General features: G+C 40.2%; 17 protein-coding genes and 3 pseudogenes. 16 read left to right on the top strand and 4 right to left on the bottom strand.

What is annotated here, in order from left to right; all coding sequences use genetic code 11:
• Positions 1-434 precede the first annotated feature (434 nt).
• Complete coding sequence (gene pabB, locus SSIN_RS03795; protein WP_037616007.1) at positions 435-2,156, bottom strand: aminodeoxychorismate synthase component I; 1,722 nt, start codon at positions 2,154-2,156, stop codon at positions 435-437.
• Between the two features lie 131 nt (positions 2,157-2,287).
• Here pabB and SSIN_RS03800 point away from each other — a divergent pair, with 131 nt between their 5' ends.
• From SSIN_RS03800 to SSIN_RS03875, 16 genes and pseudogenes are all read left to right on the top strand, one after another.
• Positions 2,288-2,629 (top strand): hypothetical protein, encoded by a 342-nt coding sequence (locus SSIN_RS03800; protein WP_037616166.1) that lies wholly within the window; start codon positions 2,288-2,290, stop codon positions 2,627-2,629.
• Between the two features lie 107 nt (positions 2,630-2,736).
• Positions 2,737-3,831, top strand: a complete 1,095-nt coding sequence (locus SSIN_RS03805) for an AI-2E family transporter (protein ID WP_037616009.1) — start codon at positions 2,737-2,739, stop codon at positions 3,829-3,831.
• A gap of 79 nt (positions 3,832-3,910) precedes the next feature.
• Positions 3,911-4,150, top strand: a pseudogene (locus SSIN_RS03810) (DUF6261 family protein); the annotation flags it as partial.
• A 172-nt stretch (positions 4,151-4,322) separates the two neighbouring features.
• Positions 4,323-4,997: a DNA methyltransferase family protein gene (locus SSIN_RS03815; protein ID WP_037616013.1), complete on the top strand. Its 675-nt coding sequence runs from the start codon at positions 4,323-4,325 to the stop codon at positions 4,995-4,997.
• A 6-nt stretch (positions 4,998-5,003) separates the two neighbouring features.
• On the top strand, positions 5,004-9,392 hold the full coding sequence (locus tag SSIN_RS03820) for an Eco57I restriction-modification methylase domain-containing protein (RefSeq protein ID WP_037616015.1): 4,389 nt from the start codon (positions 5,004-5,006) through the stop codon (positions 9,390-9,392).
• Between the two features lie 66 nt (positions 9,393-9,458).
• Positions 9,459-10,511, top strand: coding sequence for a hypothetical protein (locus SSIN_RS03825; protein ID WP_052076757.1), 1,053 nt, complete (start codon positions 9,459-9,461; stop codon positions 10,509-10,511).
• Entirely contained in the window at positions 10,492-12,012 is a 1,521-nt protein-coding gene (locus SSIN_RS03830; protein WP_037616018.1) for a hypothetical protein, read from the top strand. Before SSIN_RS03825 ends, SSIN_RS03830 begins: the two co-directional genes overlap by 20 nt.
• Positions 12,013-12,031: 19 nt before the next feature.
• The gene (locus SSIN_RS10905) at positions 12,032-13,453 is read left to right on the top strand and encodes a DivIVA domain-containing protein (protein WP_037616020.1); all 1,422 of its coding nucleotides are present in this window, start codon (positions 12,032-12,034) and stop codon (positions 13,451-13,453) included.
• Between the two features lie 182 nt (positions 13,454-13,635).
• Positions 13,636-14,040, top strand: a pseudogene (locus SSIN_RS03840) (DUF1722 domain-containing protein).
• Positions 14,024-14,383, top strand: a pseudogene (locus SSIN_RS03845) (TIGR02328 family protein). The pseudogenes SSIN_RS03840 and SSIN_RS03845 overlap by 17 nt, the downstream one beginning before the upstream one ends.
• A 243-nt stretch (positions 14,384-14,626) precedes the next feature.
• A complete protein-coding gene (gene metE / locus SSIN_RS03850) occupies positions 14,627-16,879 on the top strand; it encodes a 5-methyltetrahydropteroyltriglutamate--homocysteine S-methyltransferase (protein WP_037616022.1) in 2,253 nt (750 codons plus the stop codon).
• A gap of 139 nt (positions 16,880-17,018) precedes the next feature.
• Positions 17,019-17,897, top strand: a complete 879-nt coding sequence (gene metF / locus SSIN_RS03855; RefSeq protein ID WP_037616024.1) for a methylenetetrahydrofolate reductase [NAD(P)H] — start codon at positions 17,019-17,021, stop codon at positions 17,895-17,897.
• A 141-nt stretch (positions 17,898-18,038) separates the two neighbouring features.
• A complete protein-coding gene (locus SSIN_RS03860; RefSeq protein ID WP_037616171.1) occupies positions 18,039-19,505 on the top strand; it encodes a glycoside hydrolase family 1 protein in 1,467 nt (488 codons plus the stop codon).
• A 15-nt stretch (positions 19,506-19,520) separates the two neighbouring features.
• Complete coding sequence (locus SSIN_RS03865) at positions 19,521-20,363, top strand: HAD family hydrolase (protein WP_037616026.1); 843 nt, start codon at positions 19,521-19,523, stop codon at positions 20,361-20,363.
• An 11-nt stretch (positions 20,364-20,374) separates the two neighbouring features.
• Entirely contained in the window at positions 20,375-20,971 is a 597-nt protein-coding gene (locus SSIN_RS03870) for a histidine phosphatase family protein (protein ID WP_084578617.1), read from the top strand.
• Positions 20,968-21,570 (top strand): histidine phosphatase family protein, encoded by a 603-nt coding sequence (locus SSIN_RS03875; RefSeq protein ID WP_037616028.1) that lies wholly within the window; start codon positions 20,968-20,970, stop codon positions 21,568-21,570. Before SSIN_RS03870 ends, SSIN_RS03875 begins: the two co-directional genes overlap by 4 nt.
• A 90-nt stretch (positions 21,571-21,660) precedes the next feature.
• On the opposite strand, the gene SSIN_RS03880 is transcribed toward SSIN_RS03875, so the two are convergent.
• The 3 genes from SSIN_RS03880 to SSIN_RS03890 are packed head-to-tail and all read right to left on the bottom strand — an operon-like array spanning position 21,661 to position 24,072.
• The gene (locus SSIN_RS03880) at positions 21,661-22,134 is read right to left on the bottom strand and encodes a hypothetical protein (RefSeq protein WP_037616030.1); all 474 of its coding nucleotides are present in this window, start codon (positions 22,132-22,134) and stop codon (positions 21,661-21,663) included.
• Complete coding sequence (locus SSIN_RS03885) at positions 22,115-23,026, bottom strand: phosphodiester glycosidase family protein (protein ID WP_037616032.1); 912 nt, start codon at positions 23,024-23,026, stop codon at positions 22,115-22,117. The genes SSIN_RS03880 and SSIN_RS03885 overlap by 20 nt, the downstream gene beginning before the upstream one ends.
• Complete coding sequence (locus SSIN_RS03890; protein ID WP_037616034.1) at positions 23,023-24,072, bottom strand: bifunctional glycosyltransferase family 2/GtrA family protein; 1,050 nt, start codon at positions 24,070-24,072, stop codon at positions 23,023-23,025. The genes SSIN_RS03885 and SSIN_RS03890 overlap by 4 nt, the downstream gene beginning before the upstream one ends.
• Positions 24,073-24,411 lie beyond the last annotated feature (339 nt).

Consider the following 24,411-nt stretch of genomic DNA (forward strand, 5'->3'; position numbering starts at 1 on the left):
TATTTTCGTGTTTCTGTGGGTGACGGCTATGTCGTCATGGCTGTCTGTCCCACTCTCTTTCTTTTGTATCGTTTATATTTGATTGACTTGCTGGCTGAACTTTTTACTGACCTCTTTTTTAGTTTATCGTTGGAAATACTTTCCTCACTATCTAGTATATCGGACACTTATTAAGTATTCATCAAGCATTTCTAAAATATTTCTAAAATCTTGAAATAGAAATGATAATTCTTGTTTAAGAGGACTGAGGCCTATAGAAAAGAGAGTGGGACAGAAATCGGTAATTCGTTAGAATTCGATTTCGTCGTCCCGCCTCCGCACAGTTGAGTAGGGCTGTAAAAGCTGATGAAATCAGCGTAGTAGAGCCCACTCAACCACTGCGTCTTGCTCGACAATCCAAAGACAATTGAGAGGCTAGGACTTTTGTCCCAGCCTCAATCATCTATTTCCAATTCATAAAGGCCTCGTAGCGCGTTGCAGGCGTAGATTTTTTCTGCTGATTTTAAGTCGTCTAGGTTGAGAATTTTTTCTGTGGCCTGACCTGTTGCCGAGAGATGCTGGCGGTAGATACCGTCCAAAAGCCCTAGCTCGACGGGTGGCGTGTAGAGGTGACCATCCAATTGGAGGACTAGGTTACCGATGGAGCTTTCTAGTAGCTGGCCTTGGGCATTGTAGTAAATCTGCTCCTGCTGGCCTAAGGATAAATGCGGCCGATAGCTGGTTTTAAAGTAGGTAAAAGGCCGTTGCAGGTTGGTGTTTTGTGGGACTAGGATTGCCTTGCAGAAAGCTTCTGGGAGTGCTTGTAGCTTTTCTAGATGGCAGGTCACTTTTCCAGATTTGGCGATGGAAATCCGCAGGCGGTAGTCCGTTCGTGGATCTAGTTCTGCTAGGGTTTGGTTCAACTCTACCTTCAGTTTTTCCTCATCAAATGGATAAGCAAAGTAACGAGCGGCTTCCCGTAGACGCTTCAGATGTTGGTCTTGAAAGGTCAGGCTGCCTTTCTCAATCTTTCCTGTCGTAACTAGGTCAAACTGCGGATTTTTCCGATAGAGGACGGCAGATTTTTGCTGGGTTTCGATGTACTCGGATTCCCATGTGCTATCCCAAGTGATGCCGCCGCCGACACCATAGATAGCCTTGCCATCTTCTAGCTGAATGGTGCGGATGGCCACGTTGAAAATCCGTCTCTGGTTTGGCAGGCAGATACCAACAGTGCCGCAGTAGACACCGCGAGCTGCTTTTTCGGTCGCCTTGATGATAGCCATGGTCGAAATCTTTGGAGCGCCTGTGATAGAGCCGCACGGAAAGAGCGCATCAAAAATTTCTCCTAGGCCAATCTCAGGTCGCAGCTGGCTCTTGATGGTGGAGGTCATTTGCCAGACAGTGGAATACTGCTCTACGCTGCAGAGATGCTCGACTCGCTCGCTGCCAATTTCTGAGATGCGGTTCATGTCGTTGCGCAGCAAGTCAACGATCATCATATTTTCCGCTCGATTTTTAGGATCCTGACGCAGCCATGCAGCCTGTTCTAAGTCTACAATGACCGTCAGACCGCGATTGGTAGTGCCCTTCATAGGCCGTGTTGTTAGCTCGCCTCGGTGCTCCTCGAAAAAGAGCTCAGGACTGATGGACAAGATTGCCTGTTCGTCATGCTCTACGTAGGCATTGTAAGCGGCATTTTGCTCGACGACCAGACGGTTGTAAATAGCCCAGCTGTCCTGTAGATTAAGCTCTGCGCTCAGCTGCACCGTGTAGTTGACCTGATAAGTATCGCCTTGACGGATATGGTGGTGAATGGTTCCGATTGCCTTTTCGTACTCTTGCTCAGTCGTCAGGCTCTGCCATTGCGCCGGCATCTCCACCTCGTCGTAAGCCAAAGGGAATGGGGCTTCCTCAGCCCTGTCATGAATGGTAAAGTAAATCAAGTATTCGCCTAGTAGAGGGGCTTCGTGAACTTGCAGTTTTTCCTCAAAAGCGGGGGCAGCTTCGTAGCTGACATAGCCCACTACATAAAATCCCTTTTTCTGCCAGTCCTCTATCTCGTGCAGAATCGCTCTGACCTCAGTCAGCTTGCGCGTTTTGAGTTCTTTAATGGGCTGGCTGAAAATCAAACGCCGACCCAGTTCTTTAAAATCAATAACTGTTTTCTTGTGCATGAGTTTATTGTATCATAAGATAATTTGAATGAAAACGGATTTATCGGATGAGACACTCATTCTTTTGTAATAGTTGACAGATTAGAGAGTGGCTCGGTATACTATTTTAAAAAAGAAAGAGTGAGATGCTTATGAAATCAAATAAATTGCTATGGATAAATGGAATGGCTGCTATTGTAGGGGGTCTGATAATCTTTTACGCTTCTTTAAATAGATGGCACTGGGAAATTATTTATTCGGTTCCCACACTGGTTGAAAACCCTGGCTGGGGCGATAGGGTTATATTGACCAGCTGGCTGTTTTTGGGACTTTCTATAGTCGGAATGTATCATTATAGCAACGACCCAAGAGTCAATAAGACGAGTCATGAGCTTCTATTCTGCGCCTCTATCATGGGCTTTATTCCTTTTCTAGCTATATTTGCAGGCCTTCTATCCATAGGAGCTGGGGTTCTCTATCTTCAAGATTTTTAAAAATTTAAGAGTGATGGCAAAGTTGACTGACCCATGTTTCCTCCTACTCGAAAGGCCTTGAAATTTATGATAAAATAAGGAAATGACAAAACTGTAAAGGAAGCCTTATGAAAAAAATCAATGAATCCTATAAACTCATCGTTTTTGCGGCGCTTGCTCTGGCTCTGGTTCTCTATATAGGAAATATCTGGTCTGGCCTGCAAAGTCTGACGTCGGTATTTTCACCCATTATACTGGGTGGAGTCCTGGCCTTTATCTTTAACGTTCCGATGAAGAAGCTGGAAGACCTCCTAGACAAATGCCGAGTACCCCAGAAGCTACAGCGCAGTTTGGCCTTGGTTTTGGAGGTGCTGATTTTAGCTCTCATCATGACGGAGATTGTCTCTATCGTCGTACCGACCCTGACCACAGCTGTCAATCAGCTGAGCGCGACCATCGGAAAGGTAGCACCTCAGTTAGCCAAGTGGCTGCAGCAGTCTGGCTTGCTTTCCTCTAGCCAGCTGCAAGATTTGACCAAGCAACTGCAAAACAGCGGCATTGTCAACAGAGCCATCTCTCTTCTAGGCAGTCTGACAGGCAATATCTCTGCTATCTTTGGTAATTTCTTCTCTGTCATCATGTCTATCTTTCTTATGTTTGCCTTCTTGAGCAGCAAGGAGCATTTGCAGACGATTACGAGCCGTCTTTTGCAGGTTTTACTTCCTGAGAAGGCTGTGAAGCGCCTATCCTATGTGGGCTCTGTCATTGTTGAGACCTATGATAAGTTTCTGATGGGGCAGATGATAGAGGCAGTCATTGTCGGTGTTTTGGTCTTTATCGCCTACTCTCTGACAGGCCTGCCTTATGCTGCCCTGACAGGTGTTTTGGCTGGAGTGCTCTCTTTCATTCCCTATATTGGGCCATTCTCGGCTTGTGCTCTGGGTGCCATCTTTATCTTTACCGATAGCCCTTGGAAAGCCCTTCTTTCTATCGCAGTCTTTCAGCTGGTGCAGCTGATTGAGGGCAATATCATCTATCCGTGCGTGGTCGGTCAGTCCGTCGGTCTCCCAACTCTCTTTACCCTAGCTGCAGCCCTAATTGGGGGTAATCTCTTTGGCTTGGTCGGCATGATCTTCTTCACGCCTATATTCGCAGTTATCTACCGCTTGGTCAGAGAGTTTGTTGCGGAGAAGGAGGAAGCCGAAGAGGACACAAGTAGGTGAAAAAATGAAGTTTAGTGGCTTCATTCTGACGGCTGTTCTGATCCTGCCAAAAGCTCCTCTCAAAGGAAGTGCATAGAAAACGGTAGTAGTAAATGCTCAAGTGGAAAGTCAGGCGCATGCTTATAAGTCTGCCAAGGAAGTCCGCACTGAACTCGCCAGCATCTACTACCTCTTTATTCGCTATACCTCAGCCAGTGCAGAAGCTTATCCTGAAAAAGAACACCTAACCAAACTCCTCAAAGACCTAAAGACAATCCGAGATAGCAAGAGACGATTGAGTGGTTCAAGTAAGAAAGATAAAAAAGTAAAAATAGAATAAGCAACACAAGTAGCAGTATAGAAATAAACGCCTTTGGATATATTATTATCTAAAGGTGTTTTTAGTGGTTTCGTGGTATAATATTAGAAAATAGTAGATGAGATGTAATTCACTTTATATGTGAAAACTCAAATGTATTTAACAACTAGTTGATTAAAGATTGGGGATACTTATGGAAGAAAATATTATCAAATCTAAGGATAGAGTACAGAAACACGGAGAGGTTTTTACGCCATCATGGATGGTCCAAAAAATGCTGTATACCCCAGGAATAAGAGAAGCGACAGAAGATGTTTATACTACTTTTCTAGAGCCATCAGCAGGTGATGGTAATTTTTTAGAGGCAATACTTGAAAGGAAACTCTCAGCTTTAACTCAAAAGTATGACAAGAAAAACTGGAAGACTAAATCTTTGTTTGCTTTATCGTCAATTTATGGAATTGAATATCTTGAAGATAATCTTGAAGTTGCTAGAGCAAGAATGTTTTTACATTATCTTGATTGGATTGAGGAAACATTTGGAGAAAGATTGAGTAGCAGAAGTGATTTATATAAATCAGCCCGTTACTTAATTACTAAAAATATTGTAAGAGGGAATACATTGACAAAGAGACATCCTGATACAGACGAACCTATCAGATTTAATGAGTGGAAACGTATAAAGGGTTATCCTAGTTTGGTTGAAAAAGTTCCTTTTACATTTGCTGAATTATTTGATGAAGATATAGCTGATAACGGAAAAGTAGATGAAGAACAACTAAGCTTATTTGAAATCACCGAAGAAAACATGCAAACTAAAGAAATCCGTCAAGTAAGGATTAAAAAAGTTTATACCTTGGGAGAATAGAATTTTATGATGTCAAATTTTAATTTTTTAAAAGTAGATTTAGATACAGCGGAACTTTTTTCAACTATCAATATGGCGGAACGAAATTATACTCAAGGAGACTATGAAGGTGTACTAACTAAAGTCCGCAAAGTTGCTGAGAATACAGCAACTCTGTATGCTGACCGAGTATATATTGAGTTACCTAAACATTCAACATTTCATGAGAAATTACAAATTATAAAACAACATATTGAGAAGAAGATAATTGTTGATGCTTTTTTTGAGATTAAAGGTCACGGTAATAATTCTGCTCACAAATTAAATCCGAAAGATGCTACCAAAAAAAATGCATTAAAATCATTAGAGCTAGTTTATATGATTTTAGTGTGGTTTGTAACAGAACATGTTGATAATGAGATTAAAGTCTCACTGTATGATAAGTTTTTAGAGCCAAAAGCTCAAGAAAGATACAAGACTGCGGAGCGTAAATTCATTTACGTACAAACTGTAGATAATAAATCTGGGTTATTTCCAGCTTATGAAGGTGCTCAAAAAGTTGGCGAGGGAACAGTGTCATCCGATGATGTTGAAGCAGACTGGACTCCAAATAGCGAATTTTTACGTGCGACTGCACCCAAACGAATCAGACAATATATGACAACTTCTGGTCTTCCTTTTGAGCTTGGCTGGGTTGAACTAGCTTATAAAAAATCAACAAAATCATGGTTTCATGATCACGAAGTTCACGAAGTGCTGAGACGTTCTGGTATTGCTCATCCAAAGGGCTTAGAAGGAAATGAGTGGTTTGAAACTGATTTAGATACAGCTAAAAAAGCTATCAAGGCAGTCAAGGACGGGCGGTCGTTTATTAGTGATACTCAAGCTGAATATAAAGCTGAAAAAATTAAAATTACACTTCGTCCCGAACAGGATGCAGCCGTTAAGCAAACACAAAAAACTTATAAGAAAAAAGACCGTATGCTTTGGAATGCCAAAATGCGTTTTGGTAAAACCTTAACCTCTTTGGAGCTTATTAAACAAGAAGGATTTCAACGTGTCCTAATCATAACTCATAGACCAGTCGTTAATAAATCGTGGTTCGATGATTTTAAAAAGATGGGGTTAGCTGAAGATGGTTATTTGTACGGTTCGGTTGATAGGGGAGAAAAACTTTCAACTCTAAAAAAAGGAGACAATCCATTTATCTATTTCGCCTCTATTCAGCTCCTTCGTTACAATGGAACTCAAGTAAATCTTCCAGAGTTCGCTGATATAGACTGGGATTTTATCATAATAGATGAAGCACACGAAGGAACACAGACTGAACTTAGCAATATTGTTATGAAAGCTTTGGTAAAAGAAGAACATACCAAAGTTTTAGAACTATCTGGAACTCCTTTTAATATTCTAGATCAGTTTGATCCTGAACAAGTCTATACATGGGACTATGTCATGGAACAACAAGCTAAACTTAAATGGGACTTAGAAAAACCGGATCAACCCAATCCATATGAACAACTTCCAGAGGTACTTATGTATACCTTTGATATGAAACAAAAAGAAAAATTCATAGATGAAAATAAAGCTTTTAATTTCCGAGAATTTTTTAGAGTTGATGATAAGGGAGAATTAGTTTATAAAGCAGATATCCGACGATTTTTGGATAATATTACTAACCCAAAAAGTGACACTAATTACCCATTTTCGACAAAAGAGTATCGTGAAGAACTGCGTCATACCCTCTGGCTCATGCCAGGTGTTAAAGAAGCTAACGCATTTGAAAATCTTTTAAAGGAACATCCAGTATTTGGAATGGACTATGAGATCGTAAATATAGTCAGAAATGATAAAAGTGATAATATTTTAGATAGTTCAGATGATGATCTTGAAAAAGTTTATAACGCAATAACAGATGATCCATCTAAGACAAAGACGATTACTCTAACAGTCCGTAAATTAACAACAGGTGTCAATGTTCCAGAATGGACAGCTGTCATGTTTCTTTCCAATACAAGTAGCTCTATGAATTATTTGCAGGCTGCTTTTCGTGCGCAGACGCCCTTCTCACATGAAAAATTAGGGATGAAGAAGCGTTGTTACATCTTTGATTTTGCTCCAGACCGTGCTTTGACAGTAATGGCTGAAAGTGCTCAGATAAATTCTGGTGTAGGGAAGAAAAATACTCAGCAACAGAAACAAGCAATGTCAAATTTGCTGAACTTTTTACCAATATTGGGTAAAGGCGATAATGGCATGCAACCCTTTGATGTTGATCGTATGCTAACGCAGATAAAGAAAGTCTATGCCGAAAAAGCTGTTCGCTCAGGCTTTGAAGATGACAGTCTCTATAATGACCATCTCTTAACACTAACTTCTGATGATGCTGAACGTTTTAATAAATTAAGTGTTATCGTTGGTAAAACTCAAAAACAAAAAACACCAATCAAGGTAACGATAAACGATAATGGTTTGACTGATGAAGAGTATGATAAGGCTGAACGTGCAAAGAAAAAGCGTCCTCGTGAGCGTAGTCAAGAGGAAAAAGCCGCAATGGAGAAACTAAAAGAGGCTCGTAAACAACAAAAGGCTATGATTTCTATCTTACGTGGTGTTTCTATCCGTATTCCTATGATGATTTATGGAATGGATGTTAATTTAAGTAAAGATATCACTATCGAAGACTTTATCAAAGAAGTCGATGACGAATCTTGGAAAGAGTTTATGCCTTCAGGTTTTACTAAAGGAATGTTTAAAGAAATTACTAAGTACTACGATGCAGAGGTCTTTATTGAGGCTGGACGAATTATTCGTCAACGAGCTAAATCGTTTGATAATCTCGATTTTATTGAACGTGCCGAAGAAATTGCAACTTTATTTGGTAGTTTTAAGAATCCAGATAAAGAGACTGTTTTGACTCCTTGGCGTGTTGTAAATATGCAAATTGCTAAAGGATTAGGTGGCTTGAATTTCTATGATGATACCTTTGAATCGATGACCGATGGAGCTACACCAAATCTTCATTGGGTAGATACAGATATTACGGATAGTGTTTATCATCCAGAAACTAAAATCATCGATATCAACGCTAAGACCGGACTTTACCCTTTACATGCCGCTATGAGTCTTTATTATCAATATGTGCAGAATAATGATGATAATCGCTTTGATGCTGATAGTGTTTATCGTGGAATCTTAGAAAATAATATCTATGCCATTGCAAAAACACCAATGGCTAAGACTATCACAGAACGAACTTTGACGGGTTATAAGAAATATAAAACTAATGTAGCCTATATTGAAAACTTTTCAAATACTTTGAAATCAAGTATTGATGAAGGTAAAAAACAGGTAGAGGAGGCTTTTGAAAAAGTGAAATTTGATGTAGTGATTGGGAATCCTCCTTATCAGGAATCAGATAATAAATCTGGTAATGGAAGTGCCACGCCGTTGTACGATAAATTTATAGAACTTTCTGTTAGTATTAAACCTAAGTATATTTCGTTAATTACGCCTAGTGTTTGGTTCTTGGGAGGGAAGGGTTTAGATAATTTTAGAAGGAAAATGCTGGAAGATATTCATATTAAATCTTTTCATAATTATGTCACACCAAATGATGTTTTTCAAAATGTAAGTTTAAGAGGAGGAGTTAATTTCTTTGTTTGGGATGCTAATTTTAATAATACGAAATGCTTCATACATACGGAGACTATAAAAAACTCTAAGATAGTAGATAATTCGGATAGACCTTATCGCTTACTAGATTTAGATTTATTTATTTCTGATAGTAGAGCATATACACTTCTCCGGAACATGTTGGAAAGAAACTATATTAGTTTGGATTTTGAAGATAAGAAATTAATGTTATATGGATTTGTTTCAGAGAGAAATCCTTTTGGTATTGCTACAACTATGAAGGATTTTGGAGAAGAAAATGATGATAATGATGTAAAAATCTTTGCAAGTAAAGGGCGTGTAGGATTTTTACCTAGGTCCACAATTAAACGAAATCTGGAATTAGTTGATTCTTATAAAGTTTTAACTGCATTTGCAAATAATATTGGGACAGATTTGCCAGATGATAATTTGAATACTATTGTTTCGGAACCCAAAAGTGCTTGTACAGAAACGTATCTGGTTATTGGTGGGAATCTTAAGTTGACCAGAGATACTGCTAATAATTTATCAAAATATCTAAAAACAAAATTTGTTCGCATGTTGATTATGTTAGCAAAGGCAAATCAAAATGGTACAAGAAAAACCTATAGATTTGTACCTCTTCAAAATTTTTCAAAGAACCCAGATATTGATTGGTCACAATCAATTGCAGAAATTGATCAGCAATTGTATCGAAAATATGAGCTAAGTGCAGAAGAAATTATATTCATTGAAGAAAATGTAAAAGCAATGGGGTAAGATTATTGATTATGTCAGTAATTAGATAGTTGGTTTGTTAACCCCAAAAAAATATTAGGAGTAGTGATGGAACTTATTTTATGTGATATTCAGGTGATTAATCGAGATAAAAAGCTTACTCAATCAAAAGAAATTCCAGCTGAATTTGAGGATTATTTGCAGCAAATTTTTAATACAATAACTGGTAATAAAGTAGTAAAAGAGTATGAACCACGAAGTGAGAATTCATTCGTTTTAAAAAAGATAAAGCAGATTCTTTCTAGTCAAGTTGTTGAAGAAAAAACAAAAAAATATTTTACGGATATTGCTCAAAGGCTACTAAGCAAGGAGATAGAAGCGCAACAAAAAGTCAATAAATTGAATATTGAAGTGCAAGTAGGTTCATTAATTCAGGCTATTTTTTATGATGATGAATTAGAGCAATATTTATATCTACTAGCAAAAGTTGAGCATACTAGTTTTGTGAACGATGAAGATTATTCTTTTCAAACTGGTTTTCAAAAAGAACTAAAGAAAGTTTTTAAGTCATGTATCTACCTAATTGATGGCTCAACATATGATGTTGAGGGTGTGAAAATTTATCTTGATAATGTAGCCAAATATTGGTTTGATGATTTTTTAGAACTTCAAGAAAAAACATCTGATGAAATAAATACAGGTCGAGCTTTTAAATCGATTGATTCATACTTAAATAGAACAATGAAAAAAAAGCACCCTGAAGATAGAAGTATTATCCGCAATGCATTTATTAGTTATTTTAGGACTAACAAATTAATCAATTTTGAAGAGATGATTTCTACAATCTTTGATGATTATAAATCAGTTTCTCTTAAGAATGATGAACAAGAACGAATTCGCAAATATCTATTAACCTTGCCCTCTCAAAAAGGTTTTGACAGTTTGTTTACGGTGTCTTTATCTGCTTTGAAAGCTAGAATTAGATCAACCTACGATCTTTATCCTGGAATAAAATTAAGAGTAGAAGATAACATAGAAAAGATTAAGGCATTTGAAAACGAAGAAGGTATACATTATATTATGGTAGAGACTACCAATAATGATGTATACGATTCTTTTGATAAATATAAAGGACGGATAGATGAATCCAGAATTACTTAGCATTTTTAATTGTAGGGATCATAGGAGTAGATTTGAGGCAAGTATAACCTTATCTGATAAGAAGGAATTCAAAAAATTTCCATTTTTTTCTCAAATTTTGGATAATATATCTCCCCGAGATGAAGGAAAATTTACTTTTGAAAATGAGAATGATGATATTTTTGTTTTTAAAAAAGAGACCAAGGAATATGAGTTTGATGAGTATATTAATTCATCTGAAACTCTTAATATCTCTCTTATAATTGATAAAAAAATTATTGATAGTAAACAATCTATTTATTACTGGGATTCTTTTCTAGAACATTTAATAGAAAAACCATTAGCGGAAACGCTTTCTTATTTCCATAAATTATTTTCAAGTGGTGATAAAATAATTCAATTTGAAATCTTAGATCCCAATATAAAAGAATTTTATTTACATACAAAATCTATTTACTTTCGATCTTTTTATAATGAATCTTTCGAAATTTTTAATAGAGCGGATCGACTATTTAAAGTAAAGAACACGACTTCATTTTATAATCAAGATAAATTTGAACTTTTACCAGATGATTTTCATGTTATTGAAACAAATTTAGCTGAAGAGAGTATTGGCCGTCTGAAAGAATATTTTAGTAGGATAGAGATGATTTTAGGAGCAATTTATATTGCGGCTTCGTCAGAAATAAAAAAAGATATCCTATGTTACCAATTAAATGATATTGGTCAAACACTAAAAGTGAATTTAAATGATAAGCTAGAATACAACCCTACAATTTTCGAGATTTATAATTGGATTTATAATGTTGATAACTATATTGATAAATCATCTATTGCTCGTTCTGTTTTTGAATATTTATGTATGGATATTTTTGATTCTAATAACAATAATAATAAAAATGTGATTCGAGATCTTCAAAAATCTTATAATATCTATATTAAAGAAAAAGTGAATATTTATTTGGATGCTAAGAAAGACTTGTCAGAGTATATTATTGAATCTATTTCTAAATTAAAAAGTTATACAAATACCATATTGGAAACTTTTCTTAAAAATCTGTATGCAATAATAGGTTTCTTTTTTTCAGTTATTTTGGCAAATGCAATATCAGATAGAGAATTAGATAAAATTTTTACAAAAGATATCCTAATAATAATTGTTATTGCTTTGATTGGTTCAATTATTTTTTGCCTTATATCAAATTTGAGATTTAGAAACGATTTGAAAAATTTTAAAGAACTATTTGATATTTTGAAAGAAAATTATGAGGATGTCTTGATTGAGAGAGAAATAGAAAATATCTTTAATAGTATTCAACTTGATTATGAAATTGAGAAAGTTAAAAAGTTTAAAAAAATAATAAATTGGATATGGGGAGTTCTGTTGGGAGTTTCTCTATTAATTACTACTATTGCATTATTAAATAGTTTTGTTCCTGATAGCAAGTTTATAGACTTTTATCAGATTGCTAAACAACAATCCTGGAAAATTCTTATTCATTCATTTACGTTTTTTATATAGTCCATAGAAAGGAATAGAAATGTTACTTTTTTCTACAATTTTAAATATTGATGATTCGTTGACTAAAGATGTTTTTTTAAGTCTAGTGATTGAATGGAATCAAGGAAGTCCACATGAAGATAACGTTATACGTAATTTGAAGTGGGATGGATCCTACAACCAAAAATTTGGTGATGAAACAATTTCTCTTGAATTTAAAGAATACAGAAATGAAGAAATCGTAGCTGTAAGATATGTAAAAAAATTAGATGATGGTATCATTTGGAAAACAGATTATATCATGAACTTTAAAGACTATAAAATGTCAATCATGTTAGATCGTAGTTTTACCGAAGATGCTATTGGTGTTGATCCTTCATTCACAACTCCGCTATTTATTAAATTATTGATTGAAAAAGGTTATGTTGTAAATGACAATGACCTTCCTGTACTAATGACTCCCCATCGTATTGACCGTGAAAATGTCAGTATTTTGGCTACTGTCATAAATGGTATAAAGACCTATAATTTACCTGTAGTTTATGTATCAAAAACATTTTCAAACAATATCCCTATTGAGGTCGATAAATTAGCTTATGCTCTTAAAGGAGTAGCACATATTTTTGTACAAGGTGATCTTAGAACAAATATTTTAATTCGGGAGCAATGTGAGGGTGCTAACGAGTACAATGGAGCAATTGGGATCTATTATCAATCAGATGTAGTGAAACATAAGAGACTTTTAAATTATGAATATTTTGATCCCACTATAACTAGACAAAACATTGTAAAAGACATTATTAATTTTACAAATCAACAAAGCATTGATCCTTTATACACGTGGGATGGAGTGACAACCTTCCTACTAAATGATAGGTTTGAAAGTCAAAAGGAAAAAAGAACAAAAGCAGAAAGAACTAAGGAGGAAACGGACGAACTCCTTGATAGTTTTAGTAGTGATTTCGATGACCTTACGGAAGAGAATAGTCGTCTAAGAAGTAGTATTTCGGAATTGGAAGCTGAATTAGCCTATTATAAAAGTGTTTTTTATAGTGGACAGAATAATGGAAATAGCTTCCTATCTAGTGGAAGTGAGAAAGAATTTTTCAAAGGGGAGAAGAAAGAATTTATTTTATCTGTATTATCTGATAGTTTAGCAAGTATTAAAGATGATACTCGTAGAAAACATATTGTTCAAGATATCATCCAGCAAAATGCTATTGAAGACGTTCTGAGTAAGAAGAGAGAAGAAATTAAACGTCTCATAACAGACTATAGTGGCTTAAATGGAAAGTTAAAGCAAGATTTGAAACAATTGGGTTTTTCTGTTTCAGATGAGGGAAAACATTATAAACTAACTTATTTTGATGATAACCGTTATACTATTACCATGGCAAAAACACCAAGTGATGGACGAGCTGGGAAAAATAATGTTTCAAATATAAATAACAAAGTCTTTTAGATTTTTTGAAGATTGAGATAGTTTAACATTATCGAACCACACCAGAAGCCGATACTGAACTCCCATAGTTCTTGAAGGATTTTAAAGGGTAAGATGTGGTTGATTTATTCGTTCATTTTTGAAAGTGAGATGGGATAAAGCTTTGTTTTCGTATTTCTCGGAAATGATAAAAAAGGAGAAAAATGGAAACTAGCAACCAACGCGCTCAATGTCAGCAACTTTGGGCTCAAAACAAATACTTGGTCTTGAGCCGTTCCAGCAACATTTACCAAGAGATTCGTCAGTATCTCAAGAATGAAGAGGTGGAGCTGAGTCATGTTCAAGAACTGATCGACCGTGCTTGCTAAATCTCTGAGCATAGAGGTCAAGTCCACTATGCCTTTCAACATATTTTGGGCTATTTCAAAAAGAAAGCGACAGATGCTGAGTGCAAGGACTATATGTTCTTGCTGGATCGCTACCGCTTTGGTCAGGATTCTAAGGAAGACTTAATCGCTGAGACTAGAGATTTGCTTGATCAATATCCAAATGATTACTTGCAAAATTCAATCCTGCTGAAAGGAGATGATCCTGATACTTTGGCATGAGGACTTGTCTCTCAACTTCCACGACCGCAGCTCTTGGGGAACACCGTGAATGTTGTGCCCTGCGTGGCAATAGTTGGGGAAAAAGCATATGACCGTGAACTATGTCTTAATCCACTCGCCTGATCATCTCTCTGCCTACCATCAGTTGATTATGGAGGAGATGAGTTGCCGTGGCTATAAAGTTAGTCCAGAATGGTTGGATAAAAACTATCGTGGTAAGACTTGTCCTGCTTATGAGGATTTGACTGAGGAGACCTTGACTAGTCCTATTTACAAAGAGCACGATGTAACCTACTACGAGGAGTATCTGGCCAATCTTCGAGAGAAAGGGATAGAGCTATAGTCTTTTCTAATAACAATCCATAGTTGCTTATAAAAATAGGTAACGACCTGTTTGAAGCTGCAAATTAGTATGTGACTGAAAAACAAGCAACACAAGGGATTTGGGATACTGGTCTCAAATCTTTTTCTTTTGTCCATAATAGAGATATAGTTTAAAACTATACCAAAGCTTAATTTTTTACAATTATACAGGCGCTTTCTTTTCTGTTAAGATAGTTTCAACAATAAATTTTGGAGGACGTTTATGTCAACGACTATCATTGGTTTCCCACGTTTGGGTGAATTCCGCGAATTAAAATTTACAACTGAAAAATACTTTAGAAATGAAATCTCAGCAGAAGAACTTTTGGCAGCAGCGAAAGAATTGCGTGCGAAACACTGGAACATTGTCAAAGAAAAAGGGATCACTGAAATTCCATCAAATGACTTTTCTCATTATGACAATGTGCTAGATGCGGCCTTTCTCTTTAACGTGGTGCCTGCCTCTGTTCAAAACTTGGACTTGACTGATCTTGAGCGCTACTTTGCCTTGGCGCGTGGTTACCAAGGAGAAAAAGGGGATGTGCGTGCCCTTCCGATGAAGAAGTGGTTCAACACTAACTATCACTACATCGTTCCTAAATTTGAAAAAGACACTCAAGTCAAGCTGGCTGGGCACAAGATTTTTGATGAATTTGCTGAAGCGAAAGAGTTGGGACTAGTAACCCGTCCAGTCCTTGTAGGACCATTCACTTTCCTTCAATTGTCAGACTTCGAAGAAGGTGTCAAAGCAGAAGATTTCGTAGACAGCTTTGTGGCTGCTTACCAAGAAGTTTTTGCAAAATTGGCAGCCCTTGGTGCGACTCGTATCCAATTGGATGAAGCTGCTCTTGTAAAAGATTTGACAGCAGAAGAAAAAGCTCTCTTCTTGGACCTTTATAAGAAGCTTTTGGCAGACAAGAAAGGCTTGGAAGTCTTGGTTCAAACCTACTTTGGCGATGTTCGTGACATCTATGCAGACCTTGTAGAGTTGCCAGTAGATGCGATTGGTCTGGACTTTGTAGAAGGCAAGAAAACTCTTGAATTGGTTAAAGGTGGTTTCCCAGCTGACAAAACTCTCTATGCAGGTATTGTCAATGGTAAGAACATTTGGCGCAACAACTACGAAAAGAGCTTGGCTATTCTTGAGCAAATCCCAGCTGAAAACATTGTCTTGACAAGCTCATGCTCACTTCTTCATGTGCCATTTACAACTGCTAATGAAGAATTTGAACCAGCTATCTTGAACCACTTTGCTTTTGCAGTTGAAAAATTGGATGAACTTCGTGACTTGGATGCTATCCGCAAGGGTCAAGGTGAAGAAGTTCTTGCAGCCAACAAAGAACTCTTTGCGACGGAGCGTGTTGGGCAAAATGCAGAGCTGGCTACTCGGATTGCTGGCTTGACAGACGCAGACTACACTCGTTTGCCACTCTTTGCAGAACGTGAAGCGATCCAAGAAGAAGCCTTCAAACTTCCAGCTCTTCCAACAACAACCATCGGTTCCTTCCCTCAAACCAAGGAAGTTCGTGCCAAACGTTTGGCCTTCCGTAAGGGTGAATTGTCACAAGAAGAATACGATGCCTTTCTTGCTGAAACCATCGACGAATGGATTAAATGGCAAGAAGAAGTTGGATTTGACGTGCTGGTGCATGGTGAGTTCGAGCGTAATGACATGGTGGAGTACTTCGGTCAAAACCTGTCCGGCTACCTCTTCTCTAAAAACGGTTGGGTACAGTCTTACGGTATGCGTGGGGTTAAACCACCAATCATTTGGGGTGATGTCACTCGTCTCAACCCAATCACTGTCAAATGGTCTAGCTACGCACAAAGCCGTACTGACAAACCTGTTAAAGGCATGTTGACTGGACCGGTTACCATCCTTAACTGGTCATTCCCACGTGAAGACATTTCGATCAAGGATTCAACTCTTCAAATCGCTCTTGCTATCAAGGATGAAGTTCTTGACCTTGAAGCTGCAGGCGTGAAGATTATCCAAATCGACGAGGCTGCTCTTCGTGAGAAATTGCCGCTCCGTCGCAGCGACTGGTATGAAGACTATCTGGACTGGGCTATTCCTGCTTTCCGTCTGGTACACTCTACTGTCGCGCCAGATACGCAAATCCACACTCACATGTGTTACTCAGAATTTACAGATATCATTCCTGCTATCGACAATATGGATGCGGACGTGATTTCCTTTGAAGCGAGTCGTTCTAACTTGGAAATCCTAGACGAGCTCAAAGCTAAGAACTTCCAGACAGAAGTAGGGCCTGGAGTTTACGATATCCACTCACCGCGCGTGCCTAACGAAGGCGAAATTGACCATACGATCGAAGCTATCTTGGCTAAGGTGCCAAGTAGCAAGGTCTGGATCAATCCTGACTGTGGTCTTAAAACTCGTGGTATCCCAGAAACCAAGGCTAGCTTGGTGCGCTTAGTAGAAGCAGCCAAGGCAGCTAGACAACACTTGAAATAATCCTCTTCGAACATCAAATGGCGATTTTCATAGAGGATAACTGAAACAGTTGAATCGATACTGGCAATCCTGCCAAAACGAATCTTGTAGGATTGTCTCCAGTTTATCGCTAGCATCATTGAAAGGAATTTTTAGTTTTATGGTTCGTCATCATACACCCAGTCTCTCATTTGAAGTATTTCCTCCTAATCCAGCAGTAGGCAATGAAAAAATTATACAGGCTCTTCGGGAAATGCAGGATATTGCGCCCCACTTTATCAGTGTGACCGCTAGTAATAATAAGTTTAATATTGAGGAGACGACGGTTCGGTTGGCTGACTTCATCTATAACGACTTGAAGATTCCGACCATTGCCCACCTGCCTGCGGTCTATCTGACCAAGGAAATGGTGTCAGATACGCTCCAGGCTCTGGATAAGGTTGGTGTACACAATATATTGGCTCTGCGGGGGGATATTTTCCCAGATGTAGCGCCTAAGAATGATTTTACCTACGCGACTGATTTGATTGAATACATCAAGGCAGAAGCGCCGCACTTTGACATCATCGGAGCCTGCTATCCAGAGGGCCATCCAGATTCGCCTAATCAGATTTCGGATATTCAACACCTGAAAAGGAAGGTAGATGCTGGCTGTTCTAGTCTGGTGACCCAGCTTTTCTTTGACAATGAGCGCTTTTATGATTTTCAGGACAAGTGTATTTTAGCGGGTATTGAAGTGCCCATCCACGCTGGGATTATGCCCATTCTCAACCGAAATCAGGCTCTGCGCCTGCTTAAGACATGTGAGAATATCAAGCTACCAAGGAAATTTAAGGCTATTTTGGATAAGTATGAACATGATCCAGAATCGTTGCGGGCAGCAGGCCTAGCCTATGCAGTGGATCAAATTGTGGATCTGGTCACTCAGGATGTAGCTGGTGTCCATCTTTATACGATGAATAACGCAGAAACTGCCAAATATATCCATCAAGCGACCCATGCCCTTTTTAATCACCAGCCTTCTATCGAGCTGGCTTAATCCAATCGTAGAACCACCAATCAGCAGTCAGCTGGTTGGTGGTTTTTGTAGTAGAATAGTATCAGTATTTCCGATAATCCTATAAGAAAAGGCTTCCAAATAGTAATATAATAGAACAAAAAGAAGATAGAGGTAATCATGATGACAGAAAAACAGTTTCCAGAAGGATTTCTCTGGGGCGGCGCTACAGCGGCTAATCAGTATGAAGGTGGCTGGAATCTAGGAGGCCGTGGACCTGCAACATCTGATACGGCCAAGGCAGTTCGGCCTGAGGAGCGTCAGAGTTTTGAAGATTTTGCGTCTCCGATGACTAAGGCCAAGGTAATGGCGGCTTTGGCAGACAAGGAAGGCCTTTATCCTAAGCGCTGGGGTTCTGATTTTTACCACCGTTACAAGGAAGACATTGCTCTCTTTGCAGAAATGGGCTTCAAAACTTTCCGCCTGTCTATTGCTTGGAGCCGGATTTTTCCCAAGGGGGATGAAACCCAGCCCAATGAAGAAGGTTTGGCTTTCTATGACGCAGTTTTTGATGAACTCAATAAATATGGCATTGAACCTTTGGTGACCCTTTCCCACTATGAAACGCCCCTTCATCTAGCTTTGGAATACGGCGGCTGGAAGGACCGCCGAGTGATTGCCTTCTTTGAGCGTTATGTGCGGACCGTTTTTGAACGTTATAAAGACAAGGTTAAATACTGGCTGACTTTTAATGAAATCAATATCATGGGCTTGTCTGGCTATGTCGGAGGTGGTCTTCTCTTTGAAAATGGACAGCAAAATGCCCAAGACCTTTATCAGGCGGCTCACCATCAGTTTGTAGCCTCCAGTCTGGCTGTCAAGGCTGCGCGGGAAATCAACTCTGACTTCCAAGTCGGCATGATGCTGGCTCAAATGCAGGCCTATGCAGCGACTTGCAATCCGCTGGATGTCATGGAAGAAATCCGAAAAGACCATGAAAATCTTTTCTTCTCTGATGTTCAGGTTCGTGGCAAGTACCCAAGCTATGCCAAACGGTTCTTTAAAGAAAATGGCATTACATTAGAGATAGCGGATGGGGATTTGGAGCTCTTAGCCCGCTACCCAGTAGACTTCATGTCCTTTAGCTATTACATGTCTTCAGTAGCACGGGCGACAGAAGGAGAAGGGGAAAAGACCGCTGGGAATTTCTCACTGGGTGAAAAGAATCCTTACCTAGAAGCTTCTGATTGGGGCTGGCAGATTGATCCAGTTGGCTTGCGCATTACCTTAAATAAACTATATAACCGCTATCAAGTGCCTCTCTTCATCGTAGAAAATGGCTTGGGAGCGCTGGATCAGGTAGAAGCAGATGGCTCTATTCATGACAGTTACCGGATTGATTACCTGAAGGCTCATATTGAGCAAATGTATGAAGCGATTGAGGACGGAGTGGAGCTCATGGGTTACACGCCTTGGGGCTGTATTGATCTGGTATCCGCTTCTACTTCAGAAATGAGCAAACGCTATGGCTTTATCTATGTTGATGCAGACGATGAGGGGAATGGGAGCTATGATCGCTCCCGCAAGGACTCTTTCTTCTGGTATCAGAAAGTCATTGAGACCAATGGCGCGTCTATCTTGAATGATTAGGAAGCAGAGGGCTTTATGACGAGAAAAATCATCTTTCTGGATGTGGATGGGACCCTCATCGACTACGATAATCATATACCGGATTCAGCTGTGCTTGCCATTCGGAAGGCACGGGAAAAGGGCCATCTGGTTTATGTCTGCACAGGTCGCAGCAAGGCTGAGATGTCGCCGGAAATTTGGGATATTGGCTTTGATGGCATGATTGGTGGCAACGGCTCTTATGTGGAGCATGAGGGGCAGGTTATCCTACACCAGCTGATTCCGCGAGATGTCGCGAAAAGGCTAGTCGACTGGCTTCAGGAGCGGGGGCTAGAGTTTTACCTAGAGAGTAATAACGGTCTATTTGCAAGCAGGGGCTTCCGCGAAGCAGCGCGACCGGTGCTTCGAACCTACGTTCTTGGAAAAGGTGCCAAGCCAGAAGAAGTTGTAAATATGGAGGCAGAAGAAGCTCTTCACGGTCTGGTTTATGGTGGGGAGCTCTACCGGGACGACCTGAACAAAGTCAGCTTTATCCTAAAGAGCTACCAAGACCATCTGGACTCTAAGGTAGCTTTTCCTGAGCTCAAGGCAGGTACTTGGGGAGGCAAGGAGGAGCATGCTCTATTTGGTGATTTGGGTGTCAAAGACATTACCAAGGCGCATGCTATTGAGGTTCTGCTGAAGCATCTGGATGCTGACAGGGCGGATACTCTGGCTTTTGGCGATGCTAAGGTTGATATTCCTATGCTGGACTATTGTCAGGTCGGGGTCGCTATGGGAAATGGCGGAGCGGAAATCAAGGCCATGGCCGATCTGGTGACAGACTCGGTCAGCCAAGACGGTCTCTACAAGGCCTTTGAAAAGTTAGAACTCATCTAAAGGAGAGATGAATGATGGCAAAAATTCTTTATCTGATGCGGCATGGCCAGACTCTTTTTAACCTACGCCATAAGGTACAAGGCTGGTGTGATGCTCCTCTGACTGATTTTGGTATTTATCAGGCCAAGGTGGCAGGGCAATATTTTAAGGATGCCGGAATTACTTTTGACGATGCTTATAGCTCTACACAAGAGCGGGCCTGTGATACCTTAGAGCTTGTGACAGAGGGCAGGGTCCCCTATCAACGTGTCAAAGGCCTTAAGGAGTGGAACTTCGGTACCTTTGAAGGGGAAAGCGAAGACCTCAATCCACCCCTGCCTTATAAAGATTTCTTTGTGACCTATGGCGGTGAATCGCAGGAACAGGTACAAGCGCGTATGGCATCGACCATTCTTCATCTCATGCAAGAGACAGACGGTCAGTCTGTGCTCATGGTCTCCCATGGCGGGGCCATGGCCAATTTTGCTAGAGTTTGGCGGAAAAACTGGCGTCTGGATGACCTAGGTCACATGACCAACTGCGGGATTTTGAAGTTTACCTTTGAGAATGATCAATTCTACCTTGAAGAAGTGATTGGTCACGATTTTAGCGATTGGGAGGGAAAATGAAAGATTTATATTTGATGCGGCACGGCCAGACTTTTTTCAATCAAGAAGGCTTGGTGCAGGGAGCTTGCGACTCTCCTTTGACAGAACTGGGGCAGGAACAGGCCCGGCAGGCAGGAGCTTATTTGAAAGAGCGGGGCATTCGTTTTGGTCCTCTCTACTCGTCCACCCAGGAGAGAGCTTCCGATACCTTAGAACTCGTCTCCGGCCGAACCGACTATACTCGCCTTAAGGGTATTAAAGAATGGAACTTTGGTCTTTTTGAGGCCCAGCCTGAACGTTTGCAGCCGAAATTTCGACCAGGAGCTACGTCATTTGAAGATCTTTTCGTTCCTTATGGCGGAGAAGGTGTGAACCAAGTCGGTAAGCGCGTGCTGGTCACTCTGACTGAGGTCATGGAGCAGGCAGGAGCAGAGCCAGTCTTGGCTGTTAGCCACGGCGGTGCCATGTGGGCCTTCTATCTCAAGATTGCAGCCCAAGCTCTGGATCCCAAGGTGCGCTTTGGCAACTGCACTATCTGCCATTACCATTATGAGCAGGGACATTTTAAGCTGGCAGAAGTCATTGACCCACTGACGGGTGATGTGTATGAGTGTGAATGAAGAAGCAAATTTTTTTAACGGTTCATAGTAATGAAGAATCAGAAAGATTATCACTAGAATAAAAACCTCATTTTTCTGAGGTTTTTTGGTTTATACTTGGCTGTAGGTTTCACAACGACTTAGTTTTAGGTCTTCCTGGTCACTGGGCATTGGCTGTACTTCCCCTTCTTCCTCCCACACACTTCGAGTAAAGACCATGGAGAGTAGTGCCAGAGCTGCAAAGGCTACTCCTACGTACCAGTAGGGCATATCCAGTGTCGTGGAGCGGCCAGACAGATTGACGATGCCACGAAAGAGCATGCCTGCTGCTATGATGGCTACAGCTGAGTTCCAGAGGTTGAGGCTGAGCCGAGAGAGATTAGGGATGACCTTCATGAAGAGCAGAAGGAGGATGCCGCCTGCTAGAGGAATGGCAAAGAGATAGTGCATGTGGCTAGATGTTTCGCCGAAACTGAAGGATTCATAGATTCTGCTAAATGCAAAGAAGAAAATAGTTAACAGTGTGTAGATAAGGGCTGTTTTTCTAAAACGTTTTTTGATGGGATTAGTAACCGATGTAGACAATATCACTCACCGACCTTTCTGAGATAGTATTTCCGTTGGTTGTAGGTTTGTTAATGACCTGACCGTTAAAGTAAAGTGTAGAGGAGCCGCCGCCATCAAGGTTGTAGGCGGTCTTGACACCGTAAGATTTCATGATTTCTGCCATCTGGTAGAGGGAAAGTCCCTCGCTTTCTGAGGTGCGTCCGTCTGAAACGATGATGATATAGTGGTTTTCATCAATGATACCGATGGCTGTCCGTGGATTTGAAGACATGGACTGGCCGACTTCGGACTTGGTATTAACGACAATCTCACCATTTTCTACAAGAGCTGGGCCGAAGGCCAAGAGATTGACCACACCGTCTTTGACCAGTTGATCGGCAGAGACTTGGTCTTCATAGACAATCTTAAAGGAGCCGTCTTTGTAAATAGCCAAATCCCCATTGCTGGAGTCTTCTCGGACGGTATCGCGGTAGACAACGCCATTGCGGATGACATAGCCAGTTGTGTTGGCTCCGTAGTAGTCGCCGTTAACCGCTAGGATAGCATTGTTGTTGGCAGCCGTTTCCGAGGTTTTTGCTGTGACATTGTTTCCGTAAGTGTTTTGGGCAAAGGCCGTTTTCAGGTATTCTGATGAGCTGATAGTCACGTCAGCGATGTAGACTTGGGTGTTGCTGACGGTCTTTTCAGTCAATGTGACCGAGATGTTGTCGTCTGAATAGCTGGTATCCGTCACAGTCGCTGTTTCCGCAGCCTTGCTGGCAGCCTCGGCATTGGACGACGAACTTGCGCTTGAAACCGTGGAAATGGTCTCTGCGATGACGAAAGTTTTCAGCATGGAGTAGCTGAAGGAAGCTGTCAGAAGCAGCCCGAAAATGGAGGCGTAGGCATAGCCTTTCTTTAAAAATTTCATGATGCGGTGTGTGTCCTTTCCTTAAAAATAAATCTCTTTTGCACCATCCAGGAGACGGTGAAGAGCAGCAGTCCGACGATGATTTTGACAATCAGAAGATTGAGACCAAAGACAGCGTAGAAGAGGCGAATCAGCAGTGTATCTAGGATAAAGAGCACTACAGCTAGGCTGAAATAGCCGGTTCCTGTCTTGAGTATACTGTCGTCGTTCTTAAAGACCAGCTTTTTATTGGTCGAATAGTTAAAGATTGAGCTGGTCACGCGGGCAATCCCATTTGCGAGAAGAATTCTCAGGCTGGTCGGCGCAGCAGTTAAAAACAAGAGAGCCAGTGCGTAGACGATGTAGTCCACGATGAAGCTGCTGAGAGAGGTTAGGGCAAACTTAAAAATATTTTTATAAATCATGAGCCCATCTCTAACAGGTCGGAAGTGCGAGCCTTGATTGTCATTGATATAGACCGTCTCAATGGGAACTTCCAAAATGGGATATTCCTTGCTGGCTGCTAAGAGCATGTTCATTTCATACTCATAGCGCTGACCCTCTACCTTTAGCATAAATGGAATCATGTTGGTCGTAAAGGCTCGCAAGCCTGTCTGAGTATCGGAAACATCCACGCCAGTTTGGGCTTTGAAGAGAGCTCGAGTTAGGCTGTTGCCGAAGCGGCTGCGCAGAGGGACTTTGCCAGTAAAGGCACGTGCGCCCAGAATCAGCTGATTGGGATTTTCGGCAGCCTTGGTTGCCACGCGGAAAATATCCCAGACCTTGTGCTGGCCATCCGCATCTGCTGTGATAACCGTTCCGTATTGACCCATAGACTGGATATAGGTGAAGGCAGTTTTTAGTGCTTGTCCCTTGCCTTGATTGTTCTCGTGATGGAGGACAGTTGCATATTGTTCAGCCTGTTCAAAGACTATCTGGCATTTAGATGAGCTACCGTCATCGATCACAATGATATGAAAATCACTCTTATGGTGAATTTTTTTTATCAGCTTAATAAGATTATAATCAGGCTCATAGGCCGGAATCACTAGATAATCCATATCCATACCTCTTTCTTAGATGATTTGTAGAAAGTATACAGACTGCGGCTTAAAGCTAGCTGATATCAGTTAGCTTTAAGAAAAAGTTAAATTTTTTTTAAGGAAAGAACGTGGAATGGATAAGATCGAAATACTTTTGAAAAGGAAATATAGAGACGATTTTGAGGAATGAGGCATAAATTAGAGTAGAGATTACCTAACTGGAAAATTCCTTATGAAGTATTTTATGGTAAAATTGTGCACTTAATTTGACAATTCAAACCTAAGAAAAGAGCCTCCTTATAAGAACAGTATATAACTTTTTTACACTATCCGTTATAAGTAGCTCTGTTCATCCCAGTCGTT

It is taken from the genome of Streptococcus sinensis, from assembly GCF_000767835.1.
GTDB lineage: Bacteria > Bacillota > Bacilli > Lactobacillales > Streptococcaceae > Streptococcus > Streptococcus sinensis.